The organism is Paracoccus sp. ME4 (assembly GCF_046736325.1).
Taxonomy (GTDB): domain Bacteria; phylum Pseudomonadota; class Alphaproteobacteria; order Rhodobacterales; family Rhodobacteraceae; genus Paracoccus.
The window spans coordinates 1,098,940-1,123,198 of the sequence record NZ_CP151276.1 but is presented as its reverse complement, the minus strand read 5'-3'; the positions used below and the strand labels follow the sequence as shown (position 1 = coordinate 1,123,198).

At 72.7% G+C, this 24,259-nt stretch carries 28 protein-coding genes; 10 read left to right on the top strand and 18 right to left on the bottom strand.

Going from position 1 to position 24,259, the window contains the following annotated elements; all coding sequences use genetic code 11:
• Positions 1–17 precede the first annotated feature (17 nt).
• Together AACG61_RS05715 and AACG61_RS05710 are read left to right on the top strand one after the other, a co-directional pair.
• Entirely contained in the window at positions 18–455 is a 438-nt protein-coding gene (locus tag AACG61_RS05715) for a nuclear transport factor 2 family protein (RefSeq protein WP_411839039.1), read from the top strand.
• Positions 455–1,288: an NAD(P)H-binding protein gene (locus tag AACG61_RS05710; protein ID WP_411839038.1), complete on the top strand. Its 834-nt coding sequence runs from the start codon at positions 455–457 to the stop codon at positions 1,286–1,288. Before AACG61_RS05715 ends, AACG61_RS05710 begins: the two co-directional genes overlap by 1 nt.
• Before the next feature lie 33 nt (positions 1,289–1,321).
• Here the strand turns inward: AACG61_RS05710 and AACG61_RS05705 are convergent, their stop codons facing one another.
• Positions 1,322–2,260 (bottom strand): alpha/beta hydrolase family protein, encoded by a 939-nt coding sequence (locus AACG61_RS05705; protein WP_411839037.1) that lies wholly within the window; start codon positions 2,258–2,260, stop codon positions 1,322–1,324.
• A 3-nt stretch (positions 2,261–2,263) separates the two neighbouring features.
• Positions 2,264–3,019 carry an SDR family NAD(P)-dependent oxidoreductase gene (locus AACG61_RS05700; protein ID WP_411839036.1) on the bottom strand — a complete coding sequence of 252 codons (756 nt, stop codon included), beginning with the start codon at positions 3,017–3,019 and terminating at the stop codon, positions 2,264–2,266.
• A 72-nt stretch (positions 3,020–3,091) separates the two neighbouring features.
• On the opposite strand from AACG61_RS05700, the gene AACG61_RS05695 reads away from it, so the two are divergent.
• Positions 3,092–4,027, top strand: a complete 936-nt coding sequence (locus AACG61_RS05695) for a cupin domain-containing protein (RefSeq protein WP_411839035.1) — start codon at positions 3,092–3,094, stop codon at positions 4,025–4,027.
• On the opposite strand, the gene AACG61_RS05690 is transcribed toward AACG61_RS05695, so the two are convergent.
• Positions 4,024–4,431 (bottom strand): RidA family protein, encoded by a 408-nt coding sequence (locus AACG61_RS05690; protein ID WP_411839034.1) that lies wholly within the window; start codon positions 4,429–4,431, stop codon positions 4,024–4,026. The genes AACG61_RS05695 and AACG61_RS05690 overlap by 4 nt on opposite strands.
• Before the next feature lie 166 nt (positions 4,432–4,597).
• On the opposite strand from AACG61_RS05690, the gene AACG61_RS05685 reads away from it, so the two are divergent.
• The gene (locus AACG61_RS05685) at positions 4,598–5,188 is read left to right on the top strand and encodes a TetR/AcrR family transcriptional regulator (protein ID WP_411839033.1); all 591 of its coding nucleotides are present in this window, start codon (positions 4,598–4,600) and stop codon (positions 5,186–5,188) included.
• A 7-nt stretch (positions 5,189–5,195) separates the two neighbouring features.
• On the opposite strand, the gene bla is transcribed toward AACG61_RS05685, so the two are convergent.
• Complete coding sequence (gene bla, locus AACG61_RS05680; protein ID WP_411839032.1) at positions 5,196–6,047, bottom strand: class A beta-lactamase; 852 nt, start codon at positions 6,045–6,047, stop codon at positions 5,196–5,198.
• 189 nt (positions 6,048–6,236) lie between these two features.
• Between bla and AACG61_RS05675 the strand changes: the two genes are divergently transcribed.
• Entirely contained in the window at positions 6,237–7,124 is an 888-nt protein-coding gene (locus AACG61_RS05675; protein WP_411839031.1) for a LysR family transcriptional regulator, read from the top strand.
• Here AACG61_RS05675 and AACG61_RS05670 read toward each other — a convergent pair.
• Positions 7,083–7,271, bottom strand: a complete 189-nt coding sequence (locus AACG61_RS05670) for a hypothetical protein (protein ID WP_411839030.1) — start codon at positions 7,269–7,271, stop codon at positions 7,083–7,085. The two genes, AACG61_RS05675 and AACG61_RS05670, sit on opposite strands and share 42 nt — an antisense overlap.
• 224 nt (positions 7,272–7,495) lie before the next feature.
• On the bottom strand, positions 7,496–7,894 hold the full coding sequence (locus tag AACG61_RS05665) for an NAD(P)H-dependent oxidoreductase (RefSeq protein ID WP_411839029.1): 399 nt from the start codon (positions 7,892–7,894) through the stop codon (positions 7,496–7,498).
• Positions 7,895–8,034: 140 nt separating this feature from the next.
• Between AACG61_RS05665 and AACG61_RS05660 the strand changes: the two genes are divergently transcribed.
• The gene (locus AACG61_RS05660) at positions 8,035–8,478 is read left to right on the top strand and encodes a hypothetical protein (RefSeq protein WP_411839028.1); all 444 of its coding nucleotides are present in this window, start codon (positions 8,035–8,037) and stop codon (positions 8,476–8,478) included.
• A gap of 28 nt (positions 8,479–8,506) precedes the next feature.
• Here AACG61_RS05660 and AACG61_RS05655 read toward each other — a convergent pair whose 3' ends face one another.
• The 5 genes from AACG61_RS05655 to map all read right to left on the bottom strand — a co-directional run bounded on the left by AACG61_RS05655 (position 8,507) and on the right by map (position 13,886).
• Positions 8,507–10,699, bottom strand: a complete 2,193-nt coding sequence (locus tag AACG61_RS05655) for a prolyl oligopeptidase family serine peptidase (RefSeq protein WP_411839027.1) — start codon at positions 10,697–10,699, stop codon at positions 8,507–8,509.
• A gap of 71 nt (positions 10,700–10,770) precedes the next feature.
• Positions 10,771–10,998, bottom strand: coding sequence for a hypothetical protein (locus tag AACG61_RS05650; protein ID WP_411839026.1), 228 nt, complete (start codon positions 10,996–10,998; stop codon positions 10,771–10,773).
• Positions 10,999–11,112: 114 nt separating this feature from the next.
• A complete protein-coding gene (locus AACG61_RS05645) occupies positions 11,113–12,441 on the bottom strand; it encodes a sensor histidine kinase (protein WP_411839025.1) in 1,329 nt (442 codons plus the stop codon).
• Positions 12,441–13,115 (bottom strand): response regulator transcription factor, encoded by a 675-nt coding sequence (locus tag AACG61_RS05640; RefSeq protein WP_411839024.1) that lies wholly within the window; start codon positions 13,113–13,115, stop codon positions 12,441–12,443. Before AACG61_RS05640 ends, AACG61_RS05645 begins: the two co-directional genes overlap by 1 nt.
• 18 nt (positions 13,116–13,133) lie before the next feature.
• Positions 13,134–13,886, bottom strand: a complete 753-nt coding sequence (gene map / locus AACG61_RS05635) for a type I methionyl aminopeptidase (protein WP_411839023.1) — start codon at positions 13,884–13,886, stop codon at positions 13,134–13,136.
• Positions 13,887–14,176: 290 nt separating this feature from the next.
• Here map and AACG61_RS05630 point away from each other — a divergent pair, with 290 nt between their 5' ends.
• Positions 14,177–14,521 (top strand): hypothetical protein, encoded by a 345-nt coding sequence (locus AACG61_RS05630; protein ID WP_411839022.1) that lies wholly within the window; start codon positions 14,177–14,179, stop codon positions 14,519–14,521.
• 9 nt (positions 14,522–14,530) lie between these two features.
• Here AACG61_RS05630 and AACG61_RS05625 read toward each other — a convergent pair whose 3' ends face one another.
• Positions 14,531–15,253 carry an SDR family oxidoreductase gene (locus AACG61_RS05625; RefSeq protein ID WP_411839021.1) on the bottom strand — a complete coding sequence of 241 codons (723 nt, stop codon included), beginning with the start codon at positions 15,251–15,253 and terminating at the stop codon, positions 14,531–14,533.
• Positions 15,254–15,357: 104 nt separating this feature from the next.
• Here AACG61_RS05625 and AACG61_RS05620 point away from each other — a divergent pair, with 104 nt between their 5' ends.
• On the top strand, positions 15,358–16,257 hold the full coding sequence (locus AACG61_RS05620) for a LysR substrate-binding domain-containing protein (protein WP_411839020.1): 900 nt from the start codon (positions 15,358–15,360) through the stop codon (positions 16,255–16,257).
• On the opposite strand, the gene AACG61_RS05615 is transcribed toward AACG61_RS05620, so the two are convergent.
• The 5 genes from AACG61_RS05615 to AACG61_RS05595 form a co-directional block, all read right to left on the bottom strand.
• On the bottom strand, positions 16,208–16,561 hold the full coding sequence (locus tag AACG61_RS05615) for a hypothetical protein (RefSeq protein WP_411839019.1): 354 nt from the start codon (positions 16,559–16,561) through the stop codon (positions 16,208–16,210). The genes AACG61_RS05620 and AACG61_RS05615 overlap by 50 nt on opposite strands.
• Positions 16,546–16,839, bottom strand: a complete 294-nt coding sequence (locus AACG61_RS05610; protein ID WP_411839018.1) for an alpha/beta fold hydrolase — start codon at positions 16,837–16,839, stop codon at positions 16,546–16,548. Before AACG61_RS05610 ends, AACG61_RS05615 begins: the two co-directional genes overlap by 16 nt.
• 27 nt (positions 16,840–16,866) lie before the next feature.
• The gene (locus tag AACG61_RS05605) at positions 16,867–17,124 is read right to left on the bottom strand and encodes a hypothetical protein (protein ID WP_411839017.1); all 258 of its coding nucleotides are present in this window, start codon (positions 17,122–17,124) and stop codon (positions 16,867–16,869) included.
• A 1,107-nt stretch (positions 17,125–18,231) separates the two neighbouring features.
• Positions 18,232–19,836 carry a pyridoxamine 5'-phosphate oxidase family protein gene (locus AACG61_RS05600; protein WP_411839016.1) on the bottom strand — a complete coding sequence of 535 codons (1,605 nt, stop codon included), beginning with the start codon at positions 19,834–19,836 and terminating at the stop codon, positions 18,232–18,234.
• A gap of 13 nt (positions 19,837–19,849) precedes the next feature.
• Positions 19,850–20,491 (bottom strand): glutathione S-transferase family protein, encoded by a 642-nt coding sequence (locus AACG61_RS05595; protein ID WP_411839015.1) that lies wholly within the window; start codon positions 20,489–20,491, stop codon positions 19,850–19,852.
• A gap of 105 nt (positions 20,492–20,596) precedes the next feature.
• On the opposite strand from AACG61_RS05595, the gene AACG61_RS05590 reads away from it, so the two are divergent.
• Positions 20,597–21,481: a LysR family transcriptional regulator gene (locus AACG61_RS05590; protein ID WP_411839014.1), complete on the top strand. Its 885-nt coding sequence runs from the start codon at positions 20,597–20,599 to the stop codon at positions 21,479–21,481.
• A gap of 12 nt (positions 21,482–21,493) precedes the next feature.
• Here AACG61_RS05590 and AACG61_RS05585 read toward each other — a convergent pair whose 3' ends face one another.
• Positions 21,494–22,612 (bottom strand): alpha/beta hydrolase, encoded by a 1,119-nt coding sequence (locus AACG61_RS05585; RefSeq protein WP_411839013.1) that lies wholly within the window; start codon positions 22,610–22,612, stop codon positions 21,494–21,496.
• A gap of 195 nt (positions 22,613–22,807) precedes the next feature.
• On the opposite strand from AACG61_RS05585, the gene AACG61_RS05580 reads away from it, so the two are divergent.
• Positions 22,808–24,256: an amidohydrolase family protein gene (locus AACG61_RS05580; protein ID WP_411839012.1), complete on the top strand. Its 1,449-nt coding sequence runs from the start codon at positions 22,808–22,810 to the stop codon at positions 24,254–24,256.
• Positions 24,257–24,259: the final 3 nt, after the last annotated feature.

Here is a 24,259-nt window from a genome sequence, read left to right as displayed (position 1 = left end):
TGATAGGAGGTTTCCCCATGGCCGGCAAGTTCGACAGTTTCTCAGACCTTCTGCGCGCCGCACTGGGCGACCGGCTGGCCCCGGCGGAGGGTCTTGTGAACCTGTTCGCCGAGGATGTCGTGTTCGAGTTTCCCTATGCCCCGGAGGGCCTGCCGCGGCGGCTTGACGGATCGGCCGCGCTTGGCGCGCACATGGCCAGGCTGGGCCCGCTTCTGAGCTTCGGGCCGATGCAGCTGGGCGATGTCCATGACGCGGGCGCCACGGTGGTCTTCGAGTTCACGTGCTGCGGCCGGGGCCTGGTCACCGGCGCGCCCTATGATCAGCACTACGTCTCGGTCGTCACGCTGCGCGACGGGCGGATCGTGCGGTATCGCGACTTCTGGAACCCGCTGGCGGTGCTGACCGCCCTGGGTGGCGCGGAGGCGGCGGCCGCGGCGCTGGCAGAGGGCGCGTGATGGCGGTGTCGCGGGTTCTGGTCACCGGCGGGACGGGCAAGACGGGCCGCCGCGTCGCCGCGCATCTGGCCGCGGCGGGCTGCGCGGCGCTGATCGGCACGCGCAGCCCCGCGGCGACCGGCCACAGGCGGTTCGACTGGACCGATCCCGCCTCGGCGGCGGCCTTCGAGGGGTGCGATGCGGCCTATCTGGTGGCGCCGACGGACCGCAGCGACCACCTAGCGGTCATGCAGCCGCTGCTGGAGGCGGCGATGCGCCAAGGCGTGCGGCGGTTCGTCCTGCTCAGCGCCTCGCTCCTGGAGCCTGGCGGGCCGATGATGGGCGCGGTCCACGCCTGGCTGGCCGCGAACGCGCCCGAATGGGCCGTGCTGCGCCCGTCCTGGTTCATGCAGAACGTCACCGAAGGCCCCCATGCCGCGACGATCCGGCAGGAGGGCGCCCTCTACACCGCAACCGGCACCGGGCGCGTGGGCTTCATCGACGCCGAGGACATCGCGGCCGCAGGCGCCGCCGCCCTGACGGCCGCGGCGCCACTGAACGGCGACGTGGTGCTGACCGGGCCGCAGGCGCTGAGCTATGACGACGCCGCGGCGATCATCGCGACCGCCCTGGGGCGGCCGGTGCGGCACGTCGCGCTGGATCCGGCGGAGATGACCGCCCGGCTGATGCGCCAAGGCCTGCCCGCCGACTATGCCCGGACGCTGACGCGGATGGACGGGATCATCGCCGCGGGCGGCGAGGACCGCACGACCCCCGGCGTCCGGCAGCTGACCGGCCGCGAACCCACCGCCTTCGCGACCTTCGCCGCACGCGCCGTCGCGGCGTGGCGGTGACCGCGCAGGTGCCGCCTGGCGACGCGCGCGGCCCTAAGCCCTGATCCTGACCGATGCCAGCCCGCCCGCGGCGCCGTCCAGGACGGCGCGGCTGCGGGCCCACATCCGCGCCTCGACGCCCAGGGCGCGGCGCAGCCAGGCCAGGGTCAGGCGGCGCACGGCCTCCAGCGCGTCGGGGTCCTCGGTGTCGGTCTCTCGGGCGTCCAGACCGGCGATGCCGCCCAGGCCATGCCCGACGGCCCGGATCGTCAGCAGCGCCTCAGCGCCCGGCGCGTCGTGAAAGGCGTCCGCGTGCCAGTCTGGCCCGCGATCGGTGAAGGACGGATCGTCCCGCTCGCCGCAGACGACCAGGGTCGGCACGCGGATCGTGGTGAAGTCCACGTCCAGAAAGTCCAGCCGCGCGGCATGCGCGGGCAGCAGGTCACCCCCGCCCCGCCCCGGCGCCGCCAGCAGGACCCCGGCGCGGATGCGCGGATCGTGGAAGTCCTCGCCGCGCAGGCGGGCGCCCAGGGCCAGGCTGCAGGTATGGCCACCCAGCGAATGGCCCGCGACGGCGATCCGGTCGCGGTCCAGCCGCCCGGCGATCGCCGGCAGCCGGTCCAGCAGGTCCAGCCCGTCGATGACCGCGCGCAGTTCGTCCACGCGTTCCCGCCAGAAATACGGGCCGCCCGGCAGCGCCGGGTCCAGCCCGCCGATGCGCGCGCTGGCATGGGTCGGCTGGATCACGGCCATGCCGCGTTCGGCCCAGAACTGGGCCAGGGGGGCATAGCCGTCCTTGGAGGGGATCGCGTTCGACGGGCCGAAGCCATGCGACAGGATCACCACGGGCACGTGGTCCCCCGCGGCGGGCGCGGTCAGGCGCAGCTCCAGCGGCGGGCGGCCGGGCATCTCCATCCGGATCGGCGCATAGGCCACGCTCAGCGCGGCATCGGGCGTGGGCAGGGCGCGGGACCGGTCGATGAGGCGGTTCACGGGTCAGGCCGCCAGCCCGGCGGCGCGCGCCAGCGCCAAGGCATCCGCCCCGGCGGGCAGGCGCATGGGCGCGCGGTCGTCGGTGACCGCCCGCCAGACGGCCAGGGCCACGTCCTGCGGCAGGGTCCGTTCCGGCGCGGCGCGCAGCGTCCGAAGGCTGTCCTGCATGAAGGACGCGTGGCTCTCGGGGATCTCCATGCCCATCCGCGCCACCGCGTTGCGCCCGAAGGCCGTGTCCGGCGCGCTGCCCGGCAGCACGAGCCGCAGCCGGATGCCGAAGGGCGCCGCCTCCAGCGCGAGGCTCTCGGTGAAGGCGTTCACGGCGGCCTTGCTGGCGGAATAGACCGACAGCGCGGGCAGCGCCGTCAGCGTCACGGCCGAGCTGATGTTGACGATCACCCCGCCGCCCGCGGCCCGCATGCCCGGCATCACGGCGCGCGTCATCGCCATGGTTCCCAGCACGTTGATGTCGAACAGCGCGCGCGCCCGGTCGATCTCGGCCCCCTCCAGCACGTTCAGCATCCCCACGCCCGCGTTGTTCACCAGCGCGTCCAGCGGACCCGCCGCGGCGACGGCTGCGGCGATGCCGTCGGGCTCGGTGACGTCCAGCGCCATCAGCCGCAGGCGGGGGTCCGCCGGCCAGCCGTCGGCCGAAGGGCTGCGCATCGTGGCCAGGACCTCCCAGCCCCGGTCCAGGAAATGCAGCGCGGTGGCGCGTCCGAACCCCGATGAGGTTCCGGTGATGAGGATGCGGGGCATGGGCGGTCTCCTGTGCGATCTGTCGGCTCAGGGATAGACCGCGGGCATGAACCGATCTATGCAGGATCATCCATGAATGATCAGCGAAAGTCCGAAATGCCCGATCCGGACGCCTCCGACCCGCTGTCGGCGACGGTCGCGCTGCTGCGCCCCGAGATGCAGCTCTCCAAGCGGATCGAGGCCGGGGGCGACTGGCAGGTGCGCCGCGACGACCTGGACAGCCCGCTCTATTGCGCGGTGGTCGAGGGGGTCTGCCGGATGGAGGTCGCGGGCGCGCCGGCGGTCACCCTTCGGGCGGGCGATTTCGTGCTGGTCCCGGCGCTGACCGGGTTGCGCATGACCAGCCTGCCGCCCCCCGGCGCACAGGGGACCGAACGGCGGTTGCAGGTCGGGCCGGGCGTGGTGCGCCTCGGACCGGAGGGGGCGCCGGTCGCGATGCGCGCGCTGGTCGGGCATTGCCGCTTTCGCACCCATGCGCCGCATGTCGTGCCGACCCTGCTGCCCCGCGTGATCCATGTCGGCGATCAGCCGCGGCTGACCGCGCTGGTGCGCATGATTCACGACGAGACGCGGGCCGACCGCGCGGGCCGCACCCTCGCCCTGCGGCGCCTGCTGGAGGTCCTGCTGATCGAAGCGCTGCGCTCGGGTCCGGGGGTGGGGGCGGCGCCGGGTCTGCTGCGGGGGCTGGCCGATCCGCGCATCGCCGCCGCATTGGCGCGCATCCACGACGATCCGGCAGGGGATGTGTCGGTCGCGGCGCTGTCGCGCGCGGCGGGCCTGTCGCGGTCGGGCCTCTTCGCGCGGTTCGCCCGCGAGGTCGGCTGCACGCCCGCGCAGTACCTGACCGACTGGCGCATGGCGCTGGCCCGGACCCTGCTGCGCGAGGGGCGGCTGACGAACGACCAGATCGCCCTGCGGATCGGATACGGCTCGGCCAGCGCGTTCGGCATGGCGTTCCAGCGCCATGCCGGGGTGGCCCCCCGGGCCTTCGCGTCTGACGCGCGCTAGGCCGCCGCGTCGGGAATGCGGGCCACGACCTTGATCTCAAAGTCGAAGCCCGCCAGCCAGGTGACCCCGATGGCAGTCCAGGCGGGGTGCGGGGCGGTGGGGAAGTGCCGCGCCTTGACCGCCATCAGGTCGCCGAACTGCGCGGCGGGGTCGGTGTGCATCGTCGTCACGTCGATCACGTCGTCAAAGCCGCAGCCTGCCGCCGCCAGGATCGCGGCGAGGTTGTCGAAGGCGCGCTCGACCTGGGCCAGATGAGTCGCCTCGAGGGTGCCGTCGGGGCGGCTGCCCACCTGCCCCGAGACGAACAGCAGCCCGCCGCTGCGGATCGCGGGGGAATAGCCGTGTTCGTGATAGAGGGCGTGCCGGGCCGCCCCTTCGGGAAAGATCGCGTCGCGAGGGGTCATGGGTCTGTCCTTGTGTTGCATTCAGGGGGGCGGCGTCCGACAAGGCGGGACAGGGTCGCGGCGACCCGCCCGAACTGACATACGCGGCGTATGTCAGTTGTTATTCACATACGCCGCGTATGTAAACACCTGTCACGCTGCGGCAGGCGATGCCTGAAGGACGACCATGGCCCGCACCCGCGCCCAGATGACCGAGGAGACCCGCGACCGTCTGATCGAGGCCGCCCGCCAGGCCTTTGCGCGCGACGGGTTCGCCGCGACCTCGATGGATGCGCTGACGGCGGCGGTGGGGCTGACGCGCGGCGCGCTCTATCACAATTTCGGCGACAAGACCGGGCTTCTGGCCGCCGTCGTGGACCGCATGGATGCCGAGATGGCCGACCGCGCCCGCCAGATCGGGTCTGATGCCGCCGACCCGTGGGAGGCGCTGATGGCCGAGGGCTGCGCCTATATCCGCATGGCGCTGGACCCCGAGGTGCAGCGGATCGTGCTGCTGGACGGCCCGGCATTCCTGGGCGATCCGTCGCGCTGGCCCAGCCAGAACCGCTGTCTGGAGGCCACGCGCGCCGCGGTCGCGGCGCTGGAGGCGGCCGGGCGGCTGCGCCCGGTCGATCTGGAGGCGGCCGCGCGGCTGCTGAACGGGGCGGCGCTGAACGCGGCGCTGTGGGTCGGGGCGGCCGAGGACCCGGCCGCCACCCTGCCCCGCGCCCAGCACGCCTTCCGCTTGCTGGCCGAGGGGCTGCTGCGCCGCGACTGATCGCGCCTCAGCGGCTCTCGATCTCGGTCACGATGGCCGCGCCGATGCGGGCGATGGCGGCGTTGCGGGTCGCCATGTCGGCCTCGTTGCCGGTCAGATAGACCGCCGCCAGCCAAGGCGTCTCTTCGGGCGGACGGATCACCGCCACAATCGAGCGCGATCCGTTCCCCCCGGCCCCGGTCTTGTCACCGATGATCCAGCCCTCGGGCAGGCTGGCGCGGATCAGGTCGTCGGCCACCTGATCGGCGCGCATCCAGGCCTCCAGCTGATCCTGCGACGGTTCGGACAGGACCGGGCCGAACAGCATCCGGTCCAGCGTGGCCACCATCGCCTCGGGCGTCGAGCTGTCGCGCGGATCGCCGGGCGTGCCCTCGTTCAGGTCGGTCTCCCACCGGTCCAGGCGCGTCGTCTCGTCGCCGATGGCGCGCAGATAGTCGGTCAGCCCGCGCGGCCCGCCCACCCGCTCCAGCAGCAGGTTGGCGGCGGTGTTGTCGCTGAGCGTGATCGTCGCCTCGCACAGCTCGGCCAGGCTCAGGGCGTTGCTCGTCTCCGTCACCGGCGAATGGCTCACAAGATCGCCGCTGCTGTAGCCGATGACGCGGTCCAGCTGATCCTCGCCCGCATCGACCAGCGTCAGGATCGCCCCGCAGAGCGGCGCCTTGAAGGTCGAGGACAGCGGGAACCGCTCATCCGCGCGGTGGCCCCGGGCCAGCGGGCCGCCCTGCGGGCGCAGCGCGACGCCGACGCGGCCGCCCAGCTGGGCCTCGACCGCGCGGGCGGCCTCGGTGATGGTCTCGGCCCCGGCGGGGACCGCGACGGCGGTCAGCAGCAGGGCGGCAAGGATGGTCATGCGTGTCATGGGCACTCTCCGGCAAGGGTCCACGGAGGGCCGGGCGCCGGGATGGCGCGGCCCTGCCGCCGTCAGGGGCGGTGTCCGTCGATGATCTGGATCGGCCCCGGGCGGATGGCGCCCGGGCCGTGCCGATCCTATAATCCGGATGCGGCATCCGGGCCAAACGACAAATCCTGACGGGGCGCATAAGCTGACATGATGGACAGACCCAACCTTCCCCTGAACGGGCTGCGCGCCTTCGAGGTCGCCGCACGTCAGGGCAGCTTCACCCGCGCCGCGATCGAGCTGCGCGTGACCCAGGCCGCCGTCAGCCAGCAGATCCAGCGGCTGGAGGACATCCTGGGCCATCCGCTGTTCACCCGCGCCTCGACCGGGCTGATCCTGACCGATATCGGCGCCGCGCTGCACCCGGTGCTGACCCGCAGCCTGGACGACATGGCCGAGGCGCTGTCGCGCTGCCAGACCGGCCGCCACCGCGAGGTGCTGAACCTGGGCGTGGTCACCACCTTCGCGACCGGCTGGCTGATCCCGCGCCTGCGCGCCTTCGAGGCCGCCCACCCACAGGTCGCGCTGCGCGTTTTCACCCACAACAACCGCATCGACATCGCCAAGGAGGGGCTGCACATGGCGATCCGCTTCGGCGATCCGGACGCATGGCCCTGGCACGAGGCCGACCCGCTGGTCGCGGCCCCGATGACGCCCCTCTGCGCGCCGGGGCTGGCGGCGCGGCTGCGCCGGCCGCAGGACCTGGCGGGAGAGCGGCTGCTGCGCTCCTATCGGGCCGAGGAGTGGGAGGGCTGGTTCGCCCGGGTCGACGCGTCCTGCCCGGTCCTGGACGGGCCGGTTCTGGACAGCTCGGTCGCGCTGGCCGATCTGGCCGCCGCGGGCGAGGGCGTGGCCCTGCTGCCCGCGGCGATGTTCACACGGCAGCTGCGCGCGGGCATCCTGGCCCGCCCCTTCGCGGCCGAGGTCGATGCCGGGCGCTACTGGCTGACCTGGCCGCGCGGGCGGACGCAAAGCGACGCGATGGCCCGGCTGCGCTCATGGCTGGCCCGGACCATCGCCGACGACCCCGCCGGCTGACCGCGCCATCCGGCGGCGCCGGTCGACCCTGGCCGCCGGCACCAGGCTGGCCGACAGCAGCAGCGCCCCGTTCAGCGGATGCAGCGACAGCATTGCCGGGCCGGACCTCGCCGCCAGAACGACCTGCAAGAGGTAAAGGATCAGCACGATCCCGGCCCACCAGCCGACCCCCCGCAGCCGCCCCCGCCATCAGCATTAGCAGGCCGCCCGTCGCACCGTGCAGGTCCCACGGACGCGGCACCGCCGAACAGCGCCCGCCCGGCACGGAGGAACCGCGCCAGAAGACCCAGGGGGCAGCACCAAGGCCGCACCCGTGAACCACGGCGGCGTGTCGCGCGGCAGAACGCGCAACGTATCATGCCCCTGCATCGTCAGACCTCCGCCGGCGTAGTGACGTCGATCCAGCGCGTCAGCGCCCACGCATGGTCGGCGGCGGTCGCATCGCGCTCCGCCGCCGTCAGCTCGTCGGCCTCGTGGAGGAGGAACGGCTCGGCCATGACCAGACCGCAGCGGTTGGCGCTTACCCGCAGCGGCGCCAGAAGATCCGCAGGCGGCATCAGGTTCGCCCCGCCGCGGCGATGGGCGTCGGCCCGGCTGCCCGCCGTCACGGTCAGCAGCACCGGCTTGCCGCGCAGGCGCTGGCCCTCGCTGTCGAAGGCCAGATGGACCATGCGCGTCAGCACCGCGTCCTGCCCCTTCTGCAGCGGGGGCGGCGTCGAATACCAGCGCAGCGGGAACTGCAGCACGATCCGGTTGGCGGCCAGCAGCATCGCGGCCTGCGCCGCGGCATCGGGAAAGGCGTCGGGTCCCGGGGCGCGCGGGTCGCGGCCATGTCGATCACGGTGACGCCCGGCACGGTCGCCGCCGCGCGGGCCAGCGCCGCATTCGCGCGCGAGCGTGACAGGTCGGGGTGGAACAGAAGGACAAGGGTGCTTGTCATGAAGCCTCCGAGGGGTTGGGGGATGCCGCGACGCTGCTGACGGTCGGGGTTCAGGCGGGGCTGGCGCGGGCCGCGCGCGCCGCGCTGATCGAGGGGCGCTCGGACATGGTCCTGTCGATCCTGTCTCAAGACGATCCCGACATCCGCCGCACCGACATCCTGCACGACCACCATGTCGTGGCGATGCGTAGCGGGACGGTTTCGACCTCGGGCGCTGGCCGGACTGGCCGCATGTCGTCGTCTCGGGCCGGGGCGAGGCGCGCGGTCCGCTGGATGGGCAGCTGGCCGAACGGGGCCTCGGCCGCCGGGCGGGGATGGTCGTGCCGGGCTTTGCCATGGTGGCGGACCTGCTGCGCGGGTCCGATCATGTGGCGATGCTGCCCTCGCGCGCCCTGCGGCACGCGGCGGCGCTGATCGCGTCGCTGCCCGTCGATGGCGCGGCCTAGTCCGGGCCGCGCAGGTCCAGCCCGGTCCAGCGCGCGGCAAAGGCCCATTGCGCCGCGATCTGCGCGATCCGGGCCGCCCGGGGGGTGCCCTGCCCGTGCCCCGCGCCCTTGGAGACGCGCAGCAGATGCGGCCTCCCGCCGATCTCGGCCTCCTGCAGGGCGGCCGCGTATTTCAGCGAATGGGCGGGCACGACGCGGTCGTCGGTATCGGCGGTCGTCACCAGGATCGCGGGATAGTCGACGCCCTCGCGGATGGTGTGCAGGGGCGAATAGGCCAGCAGGGTGCGGAACTGATCCTCGATCGCTGGGCTGCCGAACTCCTCGACCCACAGCGCGCCGCCGGTGAAGCGGTCGAAGCGCAGCATGTCCATCACCCCCACATCCGGCAGAACCGCCGCGAAGAGGTCCGGCCGCTGGTTCGCGACCGCCGCGACCAGCAGGCCGCCATTCGACTGGCCGTGGATGGCCAGCCCGTCCGGCGCCGTGACGCCCTGTGCGACCAGATGCTCGGCCGCGGCGATGAAGTCGTCGAACACGGCCTGCTTGCGGTCGCGGCGCCCGGCATGGTGCCAGGCGCTGCCGTATTCGCCGCCGCCGCGGATGGTGGCCACCGCATAGACGCCGCCCTGTTCGACCCAGGCCATCGCCTCGGGCAGATAGACGGGCAGCATGCTGATCCCGAAGCCGCCATAGCCGGTCAGCATCGTGGGCGCGGGTCCGCTGGCCCCCTTGCGGCGGATGACGAAGATCGGGATGCGGGTGCCGTCCGGCGACCGGGCGAAGCGCTGTTCCACCACCACCTTATCCAGATCCACCGGCAGGCGGGGCGGCTGCCAGGGCGTCGTGCGGTTCGCCGCCACGTCAAGATGCATCACGGTCGGCGGCGTGTCATGCCCCGTGAACAGGAAATGCGCGTCGTTCCGATCGGGCCGGCCCATGAACAGGCCCGTCGTGCCGATGCCCGGCAGCGGGATCGTGCCGTCGGGCCTGCCGTCCAGCGTGAACCGTTCAAGCCGCGAGACCGCGTCCACGATATAGCCCAGCACGATCCGCCCGCCCAGGACGCCGCCCGAGCCCGCGCGCATCACCGCACGGGGATGTTCGGGGATCAGCTCGGCGAAGGTGGGGCGGGGATCGGCCAGGTCGATGCTCATGACGCGGCCGCGCGGGGCGCCCATCTGGGTGGCAAAGAACAGCCGCGTGCCGATATTGCCCAGAAGCGCCCAAGGGTCGTCATGAGCCTCGACCAGAGTGACGGCGCGGGCATCGGGGCGCGACAGGTCGGTGACCCGCACCGCCACCCCGCCCGACAGGGCCGAGCTGTAGATCACCAGGAACCGCCCGTCGGTGGTGACGGTCGCGGTATGCAGCAGCGGCCGGTCCGAGACCTGGTGATGGACCCGCCGGTCCTCCTGCTGCGGGGTGCCCAGGCGGTGGAAATGGACCGCGTGATCGCGAAGCGGCGCGCTGGCCGAGGCCCCCTTCGCGTCATCGGGAAAGCGCGAATAGTAGAAGCCCGTGCCATCCCCGGACCAAGCGATGGTGGTGAAGCGCGCATGCTCCACCCGGTCCTCCAGGACCTCGCCGCTGCGGGTGTCCATCACGCGGATGCTGCGCCAGTCCGAGCCGTCGCGCTGCACTGCATAGGCCAAGAAATCGCCATCCGGCGACAGGTCCCATTCGGCCAGCGCGATGGCGCCGTCGGGCGACCAAGCGTTCGGGTCCAGCAGCACCCGGTCGGCCCCGTCCGGGCCGTCGCGCATCAGCAGGCGGGCCTGGGCGTCGGTGCCGCGCTGATGCAGGAAGACATGCCGGTCGCCGCGCACCTGCGGCGGCAGGACGACATCGTGGTCGTTCAGCAGCGTCAGCCGGTCGGCCAGGATGTCCTGGCCCGGCAGCGTCGCCAGATGGCGGTCCGTCACGGCATTCTGCGCGTCGATCCAGGCGGCCACGCGGGCATCGTCGCGCGGATCGGCCTCCAGCCAGCGGAAGGGATCGGGAATGCGGATGCCGAAATGCTCCTCGACATCGGCGCTGCGGGGGGTCGGGGGATAGGTCAAGGGCGTCTCCTGGGCGGCCGGGGCGGTGGTGGAAAGGATCAGCGCGACCGCCGCCCCGTGCAGGATGCGCGGCAGCCATGTCGCGCGGGGGTGCGCCGCCGCCGGATCGCGGGTCGCGTCGGGCGTCATCGGGGGTCTCCTTCGGGGGCGATGTCGGCCGCCCTGCGGATGCGGGGCGGCCTGTCGGATCGACAGGACGATCAGTCGCGCGGGCCACATTCGCGGCGCGCCGGATCGCGCTGACAGCGCTGGTCGCGGGCGCGGTCGCTCATGATCTGGGCGTTCAGCGCGGTCTCGCTGACCATGTTCTGCCGATAGAGGCTCTCGGTCGAGCTTCCTTCGGACATGCATCCGGCCAGCAGGACCGTCGCCGTCAGGGCCAGGCCCATCAGGCCGCCACGCGACAGGGGGAGCAGGGTTTCACGCATCTCATTCGCCTTCTTGTCGTTTCTTCCACGACGCGGGCGCGGGCGGGCCGCACCGGCATCGCGGCCCCTATGGGGCATAAAGGTTGCGCGAACATGGCATGCCCGTGCCGGCCTTCAGGACGCGGCGGGCGTTCCCGCGCTCAGTTCGACCCGGACGATGGTCCCGCCGCCGGGCGCCGCGTGGATGGCGACCCGCCCGTCATGCCGGGCCACGACGTCGGCCACCAGGGCCAGTCCCAGCCCGCTGCCGCCGGACCCCGGGCGCAGGCGGGTGAAGGGCTCGAAGACGCGGTCGCGCTGATCGGCGGGAATGCCCAGCCCGTCGTCGCGCACCTCCAGCACCCGCCCCGCCACGCGCAGCACGACATGCCGCCCGCCATGGTCCAGCGCGTTGCGGAGGAGGTTCATCAGCACCCGTTCCAGCGCGGCGGCATCGCCCGGCACGGTGGCGGGGGCGTCGACCTGCACCGCCAGGCTGCGCCCCGCGTCGATGGCCAAGGGCGCCATGTCGGCCACCACCCCGCGCGCCAAGGCCGCCAGGTCGACGGGTGCCGCGGGGCCGCCCTGCCCCATCCGCTGCAGGTCCAGCAGCTGTTCGATCAGGATCGTCAGGCGCTGGATGTCGCCCTCCAGCGCGCGCAGGGCCGGGTCGCGGCCGCCCTCGACGCGGGCGCGCAGCACCGCGACGGGCGTGCGCAGCTCATGCGCCGCGGCCGAGATGAAGCGCTGCTGGCGCGCATGCCCCTCGTCCAGGCGCCGCAGGGCGTCGTTCACGGCCCGGACCAGGGGCGCGATCTCGCGCGGGACATGGGCCTCGCTCAGGCGGCGGCCGCGGCGGTCGGGGTCGATCCGCTCGGCCTCGCGCGCGATGCGCGACATGCCCGCCATCGCCCGCCGCACGATCCAGGGCGTGATCGCGAAGGTGCTCAGCGACAGCAGGACCACGATCGGCAGGAACACCACGCTGGAGGCCAGAAGCACGATCACGTTCAGCTCCAGCAGCGGGCCATGGCCCAGCACCGTCAGCGTGCCGATGGCCGTCGTCTCGCGGCGCAGGACGGCGGTCATGCGGTGGGGCGGGCTGCGGTCGCGCAGCTGGGCGAAGGACAGATCCGACAGGCGCCCCCGGAACGCGTCGAAGGCCGGGGGCACGTCGCCATGGCGCAGGCCGCGCCCGGCCTCGTCCTCGACCATGAACCACAGCTCGGGCGCCTCGGCCCGCAGCGCGTCGAGGGCCGGGGTCTCGCGCAGGCGCAGCGCGCCGTCCGGGTCGCGCGCGACGGCCGCGGCGATCACGGGGGTGATCTTCTCATCCGCATAGGGCCCGCCGCTGTCCAGGCGCAGCGCGCCCGCGATCAGGATCAGCACCGAGACCAGGAGCGTCACCAGATGCACGATCAGCGGATAGACGATCAGCGGCCGCTTCAGCGAGGGCGCGCGCATCAGGACGCCGCGCGCAGCAGATAGCCGACCCCGCGGATGGCGTGGATCTCGACCCCGGCATCCGCCTCCCGCAGGCGGCGGCGCAGGCGCGAGACGTGGGAATCCAGCGTGTTCGACTGAATCTCGTCGTCCATACCGAAGACCCCCTGCTCCAGCGTCTCGCGCAGCACGGTGCGCCCGCGCCGCCGGATCAGCGTGGCCAGCACGCGCAGCTCGCGGCGCGGCAGGATGACGGGGCGGCCGCCGATCTCGACCGTGTCATGGACCGGATCGAAGATCACCGCGCCCGCGCCGATGGGGTCCTGCAGCACCTGGGCGGGGCGGCGGCGGACGGCGCGGATGCGGGCCAGCATCTCGTCCAGGGCAAAGGGCTTCACCAGATAGTCGTCCGCGCCGTGATCCAGACCCGCCACGCGGTCCTCGACCTCGCCGCGCGCGCTGAGGATGATGACCGGAATGCCCGGATTGCGCGCGCGCAGCGCCGGCAGCAGCGACAGCCCGTCCCCGTCCGGCAGGCTGCGGTCCAGCAGCGCCAGGTCGTAATCGACCATCGCCGCGGCCTCGCACGCGTCCCCCAGGCAGGCCAGGTGATCGACCACGAACCGCTCGCGGCGCAGAAAGCCCGCCAGCATCTCGGCCAGCCCGGCCTCGTCCTCGACCAGCATGATGCGCATGGTGCCCCCCGGCTTGCCTCAGCCCGGCAGGGTCAGGATGACCGGACCGCGCCGGGTCGCGACGACGGTATGTTCATATTGCACGACCGGGGCGGCCGGGCGGGCATGCAGCGTCCATTCGTCCCCGCCCCCCTGCACCGCCCAGGCCCCGCCCCGGGACAGGAACGGCTCGACCGTCAGGACCAGGCCGTCATGGATCCGGCGCCGGTCGCCTTGCGTAGGCCAGGTCGCGATCTCCTCGGGCGCCTCGTGCAACGCGCGGCCGATGCCGTGGCTGGCCAGGTTGCGGATCAGCGTATAGCCGCGCCGCGCGGCGAAGGCGCCCACCGCCCGACCGATGCCCGACAGAGGCTTGCCGGGACCGACCTGGGCGATGCCCACCTGCATGGCGCGGCGACCGTCCCGGCACAGCCGGTCCAGCGACGGCGCGACCGTGCCCAGGGCGAAACTGGCCCCGGTATCGGCGTAATAGCCGTCCAGCGAGGCCGAGACGTCGATATTGACCAGATCGCCCTCGGCCAGGCGGCGCGGGCCGGGGACGCCATGGGCGATCTCCTCGTTCACGCTGATGCAGGTGTCGCCCGGAAAGTCGTAGGTGGCCCGCGGGGCCGAGACGGCCCCCTCGCGGTCCAGCAGCGCGCGGCCGATCCCGTCCAGCTCTCGCGTGGTCATGCCCGGCTCCATAGCCGCGGCCATGGCCTGCATCGTGTTCGCGACGACCCGACCGATGCGGCGCAGGCCCTCCAGTTCGTCTTCATGCGTGATCGTCATGGTCGGCCTTTCGCTGTGGCGGGGTCTGCATGGGGGGGACGGGCGGCATCATGCGGGATGGCCCGCCCTGCGACAATCCCCGGGGTCGTCGCGGGCTGTGCGGCCTGTCCGCGGGTCGGAACGGATGCGGCATGCCGGATGGCGCAGCCGCAGGGTTTGCGGCATGGTGCCGACGGACGAGGGTATAGGGCTGCGGATGGCGGTCCCCAAGCCAGAAATTCCATGGGCGCGCATCAGCCCATGTTATGGGCATCACGGGCGCATCGGCCCGCGATGCCGGAGGAGACAGGATGACACCGACCCGTGACAGAACCGCGCTGATCGCCATCGCCGCCCTGGCCCTGTGCTACTGGGCCGTGGTCGCCATGACCTCACGGACGGCCGAGCCGTGGGACGCCGCGGGCTACTGGACCCTCGCCTATCCGCTGTCGCTGGCGCTCGGGGCGGTGGCGGGGGCGGTGGTCGGGCGGCGCGCGTGGCGGGCCGGAGCGGTCGTCACCATGGCGCAGCTGCCGGTGATGGTCGCCCTGGGGTCGGCGGGGTCGATGACGGCCTTCGCGGTGCTGATCCTGATCGCGCTGTCCGTCCCGGCGGCGGCCCTGTCGGCCTTGGCGGGCCGCCTGACGCGCCGGTGAGGGACGCGCCTACTGCATCGCGGCGGTGGGCCGGATGGTGATCTCGCTGACATCCACGCCTGCGGGTGCCTCGATCAGCTGACGCACGGCGCGGGCGATGTCGGCAGGCTGCAGGGCGATGGCGCGGTAATCCTGCATCAGCGCGCGGGTGCCGGGATGGGTGATGCTCGCGGCCAGGTCGCTCTCGACGACGCCCGGATTGACGCAGGTGACGCGGATGGCGGGGGTCTCCTGTCGCAGGCCGTCCGAGATCGCGCGGACCGCGAACTTGGTCGCGCAATAGACCGACGCCGTCGGCACCGCCTGGAGCCCGCCGATCGAGCCGATGTTGATGATCTGCCCCGCCCCCTGCGCCTCCATCACCGGCAGCACGGCCCCGATGCCCCACAGGACGCCCTTGATGTTGACGTCGACCATCCGGTCCCATTCGTCGAAATGCCGCGCCGCAAGGGGTGACAGCGGCATGATGCCGGCATTGTTGATCAGCACGTCGATGCGCCCCCACAGCGCCGTCGCCCGATCGGCGAAGGCCTGCATGGCCGCGCGGTCGGTGACGTCCAGCGCGGCGGTCCGGACCTCGCCGCCCCGGGCGCGCAGCGTGGCGGCCAGCGCCTCCAGCCGGTCGGTCCGGCGCGCGCCGATCAGCAGCCGGGCACCCGTCCCGGCCAGGTCGCGCGCCAGACCCTCGCCGATGCCGCCCGACGCGCCGGTGATCAGGATGACCTTGTCCATGGCATGTGTTCCCTTCCATTGCCTGTGATGGACGCAGGATGGACGCATCGCCCAGGGCGCGGTATTCACCCGATGATGGACGCGGTGGTTAGCGGTGCTGGACAATGGACCTGAACCTTCTGCCCCTGCTGCTGGCCGTCGCCGACGAGGGCAGCTTTCGCGCCGCGGCCGACCGCCTGGGCGTGACGCGGTCCGCCGTCAGCCAGGGCGTGCGGCGGCTGGAGGATGCGTTGGGCCAGCAGCTGGTGGCGCGCACCACCCGGTCGGTGCGCCTGACCGAGGCCGGATCGCGTCTGGTCACGGCCCTGCGCGACCCGGTCGCCGCCATCCAGGACGCGCTGGAGCAGCGCGACGACCTGCCCCGCGGGCGGTTGCGCCTGGCCGTGACCTCGATCGCCGAGCCGTTCCTGTCCGGCCCGCTGCTGGCGCGCTTTGCCGAGGCCTGCCCCGAGGTGGTCGTGGACGTCACCGTCACCGATGCCGAGTTCGACATCGTGGCCCATGGCTTCGACGCGGGCATCCGTCTGGGCGAGGTGATCGAGCGCGACATGATCGCCGTCCCCGTCGGCGGTGCGCAGCGCGAGGCGGCGGTGGCGACGCCGCGCTATCTGGCGCGGCACGGCACGCCCGTCCATCCGCGCGACCTTCTGGCGCATCGCTGCATCGGCTGGCGGCCGACCCCCGCGACCGCCCCCTGGCGGTGGGAGTTCGTCGAGGACGACCGCCCCTTCGACGTCGCTGTCCGGCCCTGCGTGACCACGAATGACCTGCGCCTGATGCTGCGCGTCGCGCTGGCCGATGGCGGCGTCACCTTCGGTCCGTGGGACTGCTTCGCGCCCCATGTCGCGTCGGGCGCGCTGGTGCCGCTGCTGGAGGGCTACCTGCCCGAATTCCCGGGGTTCCTGCTGTATTATCCGCAGCGTCGCCATGTCGCGCCCAAGCTGCGGGCGCTGATCACGCATCTGCGCGGCTGGCGGTTCGGGGATCATTCCCCGCCCGGATGAACGCACTGACCCCGGCATGGCGCGTGACGAACCCCGCCACCGCCCGCACAAGGTCCGGGGCGATGGGGCGATCCGGGTCCGCATAGGACGCCAGGTTGTCGGCCGGGTTCACCTCCTTCAGCGCGTGGCTCATCCGTTCGGGCAGGCAGGGCTCGGCCCAAGGCGCCGCACCGGCCAGGCGGCGGGCGTCCTGCGGCGTCATCTGAAGGTCGCACCCGCCCTGCACGATCAGCACCGGCCCCGGCCTGTCGGCGATCAGCGCCGCCGGATCATGCGGGAACGCGTCGATCAGATAGCCCTGCACCTGCGGCGCGAACAGCCCTCGCAGGGCCGGGTCCAGCGACTCGGCATCGACGCGCAGGCCGCGCTCCAGCGACGCGAGGGCGCCTCGGCCTGATCCAGCAGGGCCGCGTTGGCGGGGTTGGCGCGCGGCTGTCCGCGGATGATCTGCGCCAGGGGCCGCCCCGGCGCGCAGACCAGGATCAGCCCCGCGGGCGCCGGCAACCGCGGCATGGCGGCCAGCGCGACCAGCCCGCCTTCGCTGTGGCCCAGGGGGATCACGCGCCGGTGGCCCGCGGCCACGGGCAGCCGCTCCCGGATCGCCCCGGTTCAGGCGATGAGGTCGTCGCCGTAATCCGCGATGGTCACGGCATTCGAACCGGCCACCGCCCCGGCCGAGCCGAACAGCCCCCGCTTGTCGATGCGAACCGAGGCGATGCCCTGCCGCGCCAGCAGCGCATAGGCCACCGCCGCGACGCCAAGCGGAGAGTTCCCGTCCCGGTCCGTCGGCCCCGATCCCGGCACGATCAGCACCACCGGCATCCCGTCGGCCAGCGCCACGTCCGGCCGCGTCAGCGTGCCGGCCAATGGCCCCTATGGGCTGGGGGCGTGGATCTCCTCCTCGATGGGCATGGCGTCGGTCCTTCCATGGGCGGGCGGTGCGGGCATGGCACGGGCAGGTCACGGGCGCGACGCGAAGGCTCGGGCGTCCGATGGCTGGGTTCTTCATCGGGTCTGAAAGGATGCCTCATGGGGCACGCTCATCGTGGAAGGGCCATGCCCACACCCCGTCGAAGCTACAGAAATGAGGGCCGCCCGCCGTCGGTCCAACGGCCTCGCCCGACTGATCGCAGGCGTCGCCCGCGACGCCGAGCCGGGACCCGGCGACCAAACCCGGGACTGTCACGATGAGGCGCGGACCCCGGACAGTCGATGATCTCACGGCGGGTCCGAAGAACCCGCGTTCGGCGGTCCTGACAGAGGTCGAGGAGGCTGCCCTCGTTGCGTTTCGCCGCGGGACGCCGCGGGACGCCGGTTCTGGCAGACGACAGCCGCCTTGTCCTGCAGCCTTCTACCCCCATCCGACACTCCGGGAACTGCATCGGTGCCGACAGCATCACGATATCCCCCGGGCGCCTCATGGCGCAGGCGGCGAACCGAAGCGTTCGAGATTCAGGCGCCGCAAAAGAGGCTTCCTCCATACCGGCATCGCCGGGGCCCAGACTGCCGAAGGAAAGCGCGTCCTCATCGTCGGCCCGGACCGCACGAGCAGGCTCGCCGCGAGCCGACCGGTGGAGGCAGCAGACGGCATGGGAGTTCCCGCAGTACATGCGCAAGCCCGTCCTCAACCGACAATGGCTGTCGGTTCGCCAAGCAGCCGCCGAACCGGACCATCGTTCACTCTCAGCCCATGCGTTTCGACATGGCCCGTGGCGGCCGGCGGGATCGACCATCGCCCGACCATCCGTGCCTCAGCGGCCAGATCTGGCGAACCACTTGCACCACCAGATACTGCAACTACAGGCATGACCGGCTGCAGCCGCATCTCGCGGAACTCATGGCAAACTGCTATGTCGCCCGCAGGCTCGGGACACGCAGCGGGCTGGCACCGGATCGACGCCCCCGCGGGATCCGGGCATCCCGACCCAGCAATCGCACCCTGAACACGATTCGCCGGGGGCCGGGACCGAACGGCTAGGGCTGGCCGGCCGGACCGAAACCCTCGGCATGGATGCGGGCGGGGTCAACTCCATGCGCATCCAGATCGGCGCACAGCCCGGCCATGAAGCCCATCGGCCCGCACAGCATCACGTCGCCGTCCCTGGCCGCGGGCAGCAGGTCCGCCACCGCGATCCGGCCCGTCCGGTCGTAGGCCGCGGGGTCGTCCGCGGTGCCCGGCGCGGTGTAGTGGACCTGCCGGGTCGCCTGACCGCCCGCGGCGATCAGGCGGTCGACCTCGGCCCGGAAGGCGTGGGTCCGGGCGTCCCGCGCGACATGGGCGAACAGCGTGCGGCGCTGCGGCTGCGTGGCGGTGACCGCGTGCAGCATCGACAGCATCGGCGTGACGCCCACCCCCGCACTGACCAGGATCAGCGGCGCCTCGCCCGGCGGCAGGACGAAATCGCCCTGCGGCATCCCCGCATGCAGCACGTCGCCCAGGCCAATCCGGTCGTGCAGGAACCGCGAGGCGCGGCCCCGATCCTCGCGCTTGACGCTGATGCGCCAGGTCGGCGCGGCCGGATCGCCGGACAGCGAATAGCTGCGCGCAAGCGGGGCGGCCGGATCGGCGCCAGGGAGGCGCAGGGGCAGGTGCTGTCCGGCGATGAACGGCGTCAGCGGCGCCCCGTCGTCCCGCGCCAGATGGAAAGAGGTGATGTCCGCGCTTTCGCGCACCCGGTCCACCACCCGCAGACGCAGGTCCGGCTCCGCCTGGCGCCAGCGCAGCGACAGGGCGCGGGGGCGGTCCACCACCGCCTCGACGCGCACATGGATCATGCGGCGCGCGGCGGGGTCGTGGCTGTCCTGCGGGGACCAGTCGACGCGCGCCCGCCCGCTGATCTGCAGCAGGTCGCCCGTCGCGAAGTCGACGATCGTCAGCCCCACCCGCGCATCGCAGAGCAGGTTGCCGATGGTGTTGAAGAAGTCGTTCCCCGCATAGTCCGGGATCAGCAGCGACCCGTCACCCGCGACGCGCACGAAGCCCGGCGGTCCGCCCCGGTGCGACGCGTCGAAGCCCATCCCCCGGGCCGCGGTCCCCGAGCCGATGAACAGCGTGTCGGCGGCGGCGATGCGCGCGGCCTGCGCCCCGTCCAGCCGGTCGGAACGGTGCGCAGGCGACGGGGTCCCCGACGCCACGCGATGCCAGTCGCGCGCGTGGATGTATTGCGGACAGTTGCCGAAGCTCTGCCGCACACGCAGCAGGGCGCCCTGCGCCAGCGGGGTCAGGACGCCGTTCACGCGGTTGCGTCGCCGGGTCGAGAGGTCGATCCCCAAGAGCCCCGCCGCCCCGCCCCGCGCCAGACCCGCGGCCAGCGGATCGGCCGCAGGCAGCGTCCGGTCGATCCGCAGATGCCGCGGGTCCGGAGAGGTCACGAAACCCTGCGGCCCCTCCAGGATCGACACCCAGATCCGCCCGTCCGTCCCCTCGCCCGCGGCGACCAGAAAGGGCAGCGCGGCGAAGAAGGCGCGGTGCTGATCGGGCATGGCCTCGCGGATGAAGCCGCCCGATGCCGCGGCGCTCTCTGCCCGGCCCGCCAGCCGCTGCGCCTGACGTTCGCCCGCGTGGAAGGGAGAGGTCATGACCCGCCCCCCGTCACGCCAGCGCCGCGGAGCGCGCCATGCCGACAAAGCCCTCCAGCGCCTCGACGCGGGCCAGCCAGGCGCGGATGGCGGGATAGGCGGCCAGCCCGACCCCGCCCTCGGGCGCATGGGCGACATAGCTGTAGGCCGCGATGTCGGCCAGCGTCACCCGCCCCGCCGCCAGCCAGTCGCGGTCGCGCAGATGCGCCTCCATCACCGCCAGCAGCGCGTGGCTGCGCGCCACGGCCGCCGCATGGTCCAGATCCGCGCCGAACAGCGTCACCAGCCGCGCGGCGCAGGGACCCGCGGCGATCTCGCCCGAGGCGATGGACAGCCAGCGCTGGATCTCGGCCGCCTCGACGGGATCGCGGCCCCGCCAGGCCGGGCCGTCGCCGTGGCGCAGCGCCAGATAGGTCAGGATCGCGGTCGAATCCGACAGGCGCACGCCGTCGTCGTCAATGGCCGGGACCTGCCCCAGGGGGCTGATCGCCAGATGCTCGGGCGTCTTGTGGGCACCCGCCGCCATATCCAGATCGACCGTCCGGCAGGGCAGGCCCAGCAGCGACAGCATCAGTTCGACCCGGTGGCAGTGGCCGGATTTCGGATGGCGATACAGGATCACCGGGGCGGGGATGTGCGGTCTGTCAGCAGTCATGCGTCGTTCTCCTTGCGTCCGGCGCAGAGATAGCGATGATCGGTTCCTGAACGAATGGGCATTCCCGATAGGGGACCATTTCGGAAACTGAACGAATGGGGCGCGATGGATCGGCTGCAATCCCTTCGGGTCTTCGTGGCCGTGGCCGATGCTGGCAGCTTTGCCGGCGGGGCGCGCGCCCTGGGGATCAGCGCGCCCTCGGCCACGCGGGGCGTGGCCGCGCTGGAGGCGTCGCTCGGGGCGCGGCTGTTCACCCGCACGACGCGGCAGATGCGCCTGTCCGAGCCCGGCCGCGCCTATCTGGAGGAGGTGCGCGACATCCTGGCCCAGCTTCAGGCGGCGGACGAGGCCGCGTCCGGCACCGCCGCCCGCCCGGTCGGCACGCTGCGCATCACCTGCCCGCAGGAGTTCGGCCGCCTGCATGTCGCGCCGCTGGTCGCGGATTTCCTGGACGCGCATGCGGGCATCCGCGCCGAGGTGGTGATGCTGGACCGCGTCGTGAACCTGATCGAGGAGGGCTTCGACGTCGCGCTGCGCATCGGCCCGCTGCCGCCGTCCGACCTGACCGCGGTCAGGCTGGGCGAGGTCCGCCGGGTCGTCTGCGGCGCGCCCGGCTATCTGGCGCGTCACGGCACGCCCGCCCATCCTGCGGATCTGGCGCGCCACCGCCTGATCGTCGGGGGTGGCGACGGGAACGCGGCGCCGTGGCGGGTCGGGCCCTCGGGTCCGCGCCTGACGCTGAGCAGCGTGGCGGCCTGCCTGGACCTGGCCCGCGAGGGACGCGGCCTGACGCGGGCGCTGTCCTATCAGGTCGCGGCGGACGTGGCCGCCGATCGCCTGCGGACCGTCCTGACCGGGCACGAACCCGACCCCATGCCCGTGCATCTGGTCCATGCCGAGGGGCGCCGCGTCGCGACCAAGCTGCGGGCCTTCATCGACTTCGCGGCGCCGCGGCTGCGCGCGCTGCCGGCGCTGCGCCCGGCCGCGTGAGGCCGCCCCGCCTCAGTTCCCCAGGATCGCGTCCAGCACATAGACGCCCGCCTCGCCCAAGCGCGCCGCGCGCGGGCCATAGGGCAGCGTCTCGGCATGCAGCTCGCCATAGATGGCCGACAGCTCGACATAGCGGTCGTGGTTGACCCTGTTCGAGGCGGGCAGCGCCGAGATGTCCACGATCGCGATGTTGGCCGCCCGTGCCGTGCGCGCCAGCCGCGGATCGGCCACGTCCAGCGCCCCCACCCGCGGCCGGTGGCTGGACAGCCGCGACGACAGGTCCAGCGCCCGGTCGTCGCGCGACACCAGCAGCGTCATGGTCCGCGCCATCGGCCCGATCACCGCGATCTGCGCGCGGAACAGGTCGGGGTCGATGTCGGGCGCGGCCATGGTCACCGACAGCTGGTCCAGAACGTCGTCGCGCCCGTCCAGCCGCAGCTGGCGCAGCGTCTCCATGGTCAGCAGCCCGCCCATCGAATGGGCGATGACCTGAACCGGGGCGCCGTCGGCATCCTCGACCAGCGCCTGCAGGGTGCGCGCCAGCGCGTCGCGAGAGAAGGCGACCGCGTCCTTGTCCGCCAGATAGGCGAAGGGCGATCCGGCGGAGGGCCACGAGAACAGGACCGGCACCCCTTCGGTGCGCGAATCGACCGACAGCTGCACCAGCCGATAGAGCGCCTCGGGAAAGCTGTGGTTGAAGCCGTGGACGAAGACGACGACCCCCGCCGGCCGGCGCGGATCAGCGGAGACGGCCCTGCGGAACGCGTCCTCGGGCAGGACCCGGCCCTCCAGCGTCGCGAAGCTGGTCGCGGGATCGGCGGGCCCGTCGGGCCATTCGATCCGCCCCGGCCGATGCCCCGGCGGCACCGAGACGCGGAACGCCGCATGGCTGGTGCCGAGCGAGGGTGCCGCGCCGAACACGGCGCTGCCCGCCGCGCGCGGGGCGCGCGTGGTCGCGACATAGACCTGGGTGACCCGGGCGCCCTCGACCGTGGCCGCGACCGGGCGCAGCACCTCGTTCGTGGGGCGCGCGGCGCAGGCCGCCAGCACCGCCACGACCATCACCGCGACGCAGGCGCGCAGGCCCCGTGCGCGCGCGGACCGGACCCTGCCGGATTGGTGCGTGATCATCCTGACCTCTCCCCCCTTCGACCGGGTCGCGCCGATCGCGCGCCCGCCGTCCCGTCGCGTGTCATGATGACGCACAAGAAAGACCGGATGGCGAGATGATTTTCTTAGGTGTTTTCCGTGATGTGGGATTTAATTCATGCAAGGGGAGCCTGCGGCCCTGCCCGCGGCTCGCCGTCACGGCGACGAGGGGGTGTCATGTGCTTTGCCTGCTTTGAGGGCGTCGGGCAGCCGGGAACGCAGAGCTTCTGCCACTGCGGGCGCCCCGAGACGCAGATGGCCATGCGGCGGATCGAGGCGGACATCTCGCGCCGTCAGATGGTGGGCGGCATGGCGGCGGTGGTGGGCATGTTCGCGGGCTTCGGCCTGGCCCCTGCGGAGCTGCGCGCGCAGACGCCCGCCCGTCCGCTGCTGCTGACCAACCTGAGCCTGTTCGACGGAGAGACCCTGTCGATGCGCCAGGGCGTCGAGATCCTGATCGAGGGCGGACGCATCGCGGCCCTTCCCGCCGCCGGTCAGGGGCCCGAGGATGCCGAACGCATCGACTGCGGCGGGCGCAGCGTCATTCCGGGGCTGATCGACGCGCATTGGCACGCGACGCTGGCGGCGGTCAGCCAGGTCGTGGCGCTGACCCAGGACATCGGACTGGTCCATCTGCTGGCCGGCCAGCAGGCCGGGGCCACGCTGCAGCGCGGCTTCACCACGGTGCGCGACGTGGGCGGTCCGGCCTTCGGGCTGAAGGCCGCGATCGACCGCGGCGTGGTCGAGGGGCCGCGCATCTTTCCGTCGGGGGCGATGATCTCGCAGACCTCGGGGCATGGCGATTTCCGCTTTCCGAACCAGCTGCCGCTGATGGCGTCGGACAAGGCTGACTATGCGATGCAGAACGGCATGACCGCCATCGCCGACGGTCCCGCCGACGTCCTGCGCCGGACCCGCGAACAGCTGATGAAGGGTGCCAGCCAGATCAAGATCATGGCGGGGGGCGGCGTCGCCTCTCCCTCGGACCCCATCGATTCGACGCAGTTCCTGGAGGAGGAGATGCGCGCGGCCGTGCAGGCGGCCGAGGACTGGAACACCTATGTCTGCGCGCATGTCTATACCTCGCGCGGGATCCAGCGCTGCATCCGCGCGGGTGTGAAGTCCATCGAGCACGGCCAGCTGGCCGACGAGGAGACCGTCCGGATGATGGCCGACAACGGCGTCTGGTGGTCGCTGCAACCCTTCCTGGCGGACGAGGATTCGAACCAGTACACCGACCCCGCCGCCATCGCCGCCCAGAAGATGGTCGCCGAAGGCACGCTGCGGGCCTTCGATCTGGCGCGCACGCACGGGGTGGACTGGGCCTTCGGCAGCGACGTGCTGTTCGGCGGGGCCGAGAAGCAGGGGCGGCACCTGACCAAGCTGGCCCGCTTCATGTCGCCGCTGGAGGCGCTGCACCGGGCCACCGGCGCGGCGGGGCGGCTGCTGGCTTTGTCGGGACCGCGCGCGCCCTATGACGGGCGGCTCGGCGTCATCGCGCCGGGCGCCTTCGGCGATCTGCTGGTGATCGACGGCGACCCGGCCGCCGGGCTGGACTGGCTGGAGGACACGACGAACCTGCGGCTGATCCTGAAGAACGGCCGCATCCACAAGAACAGCCTGTGAAAG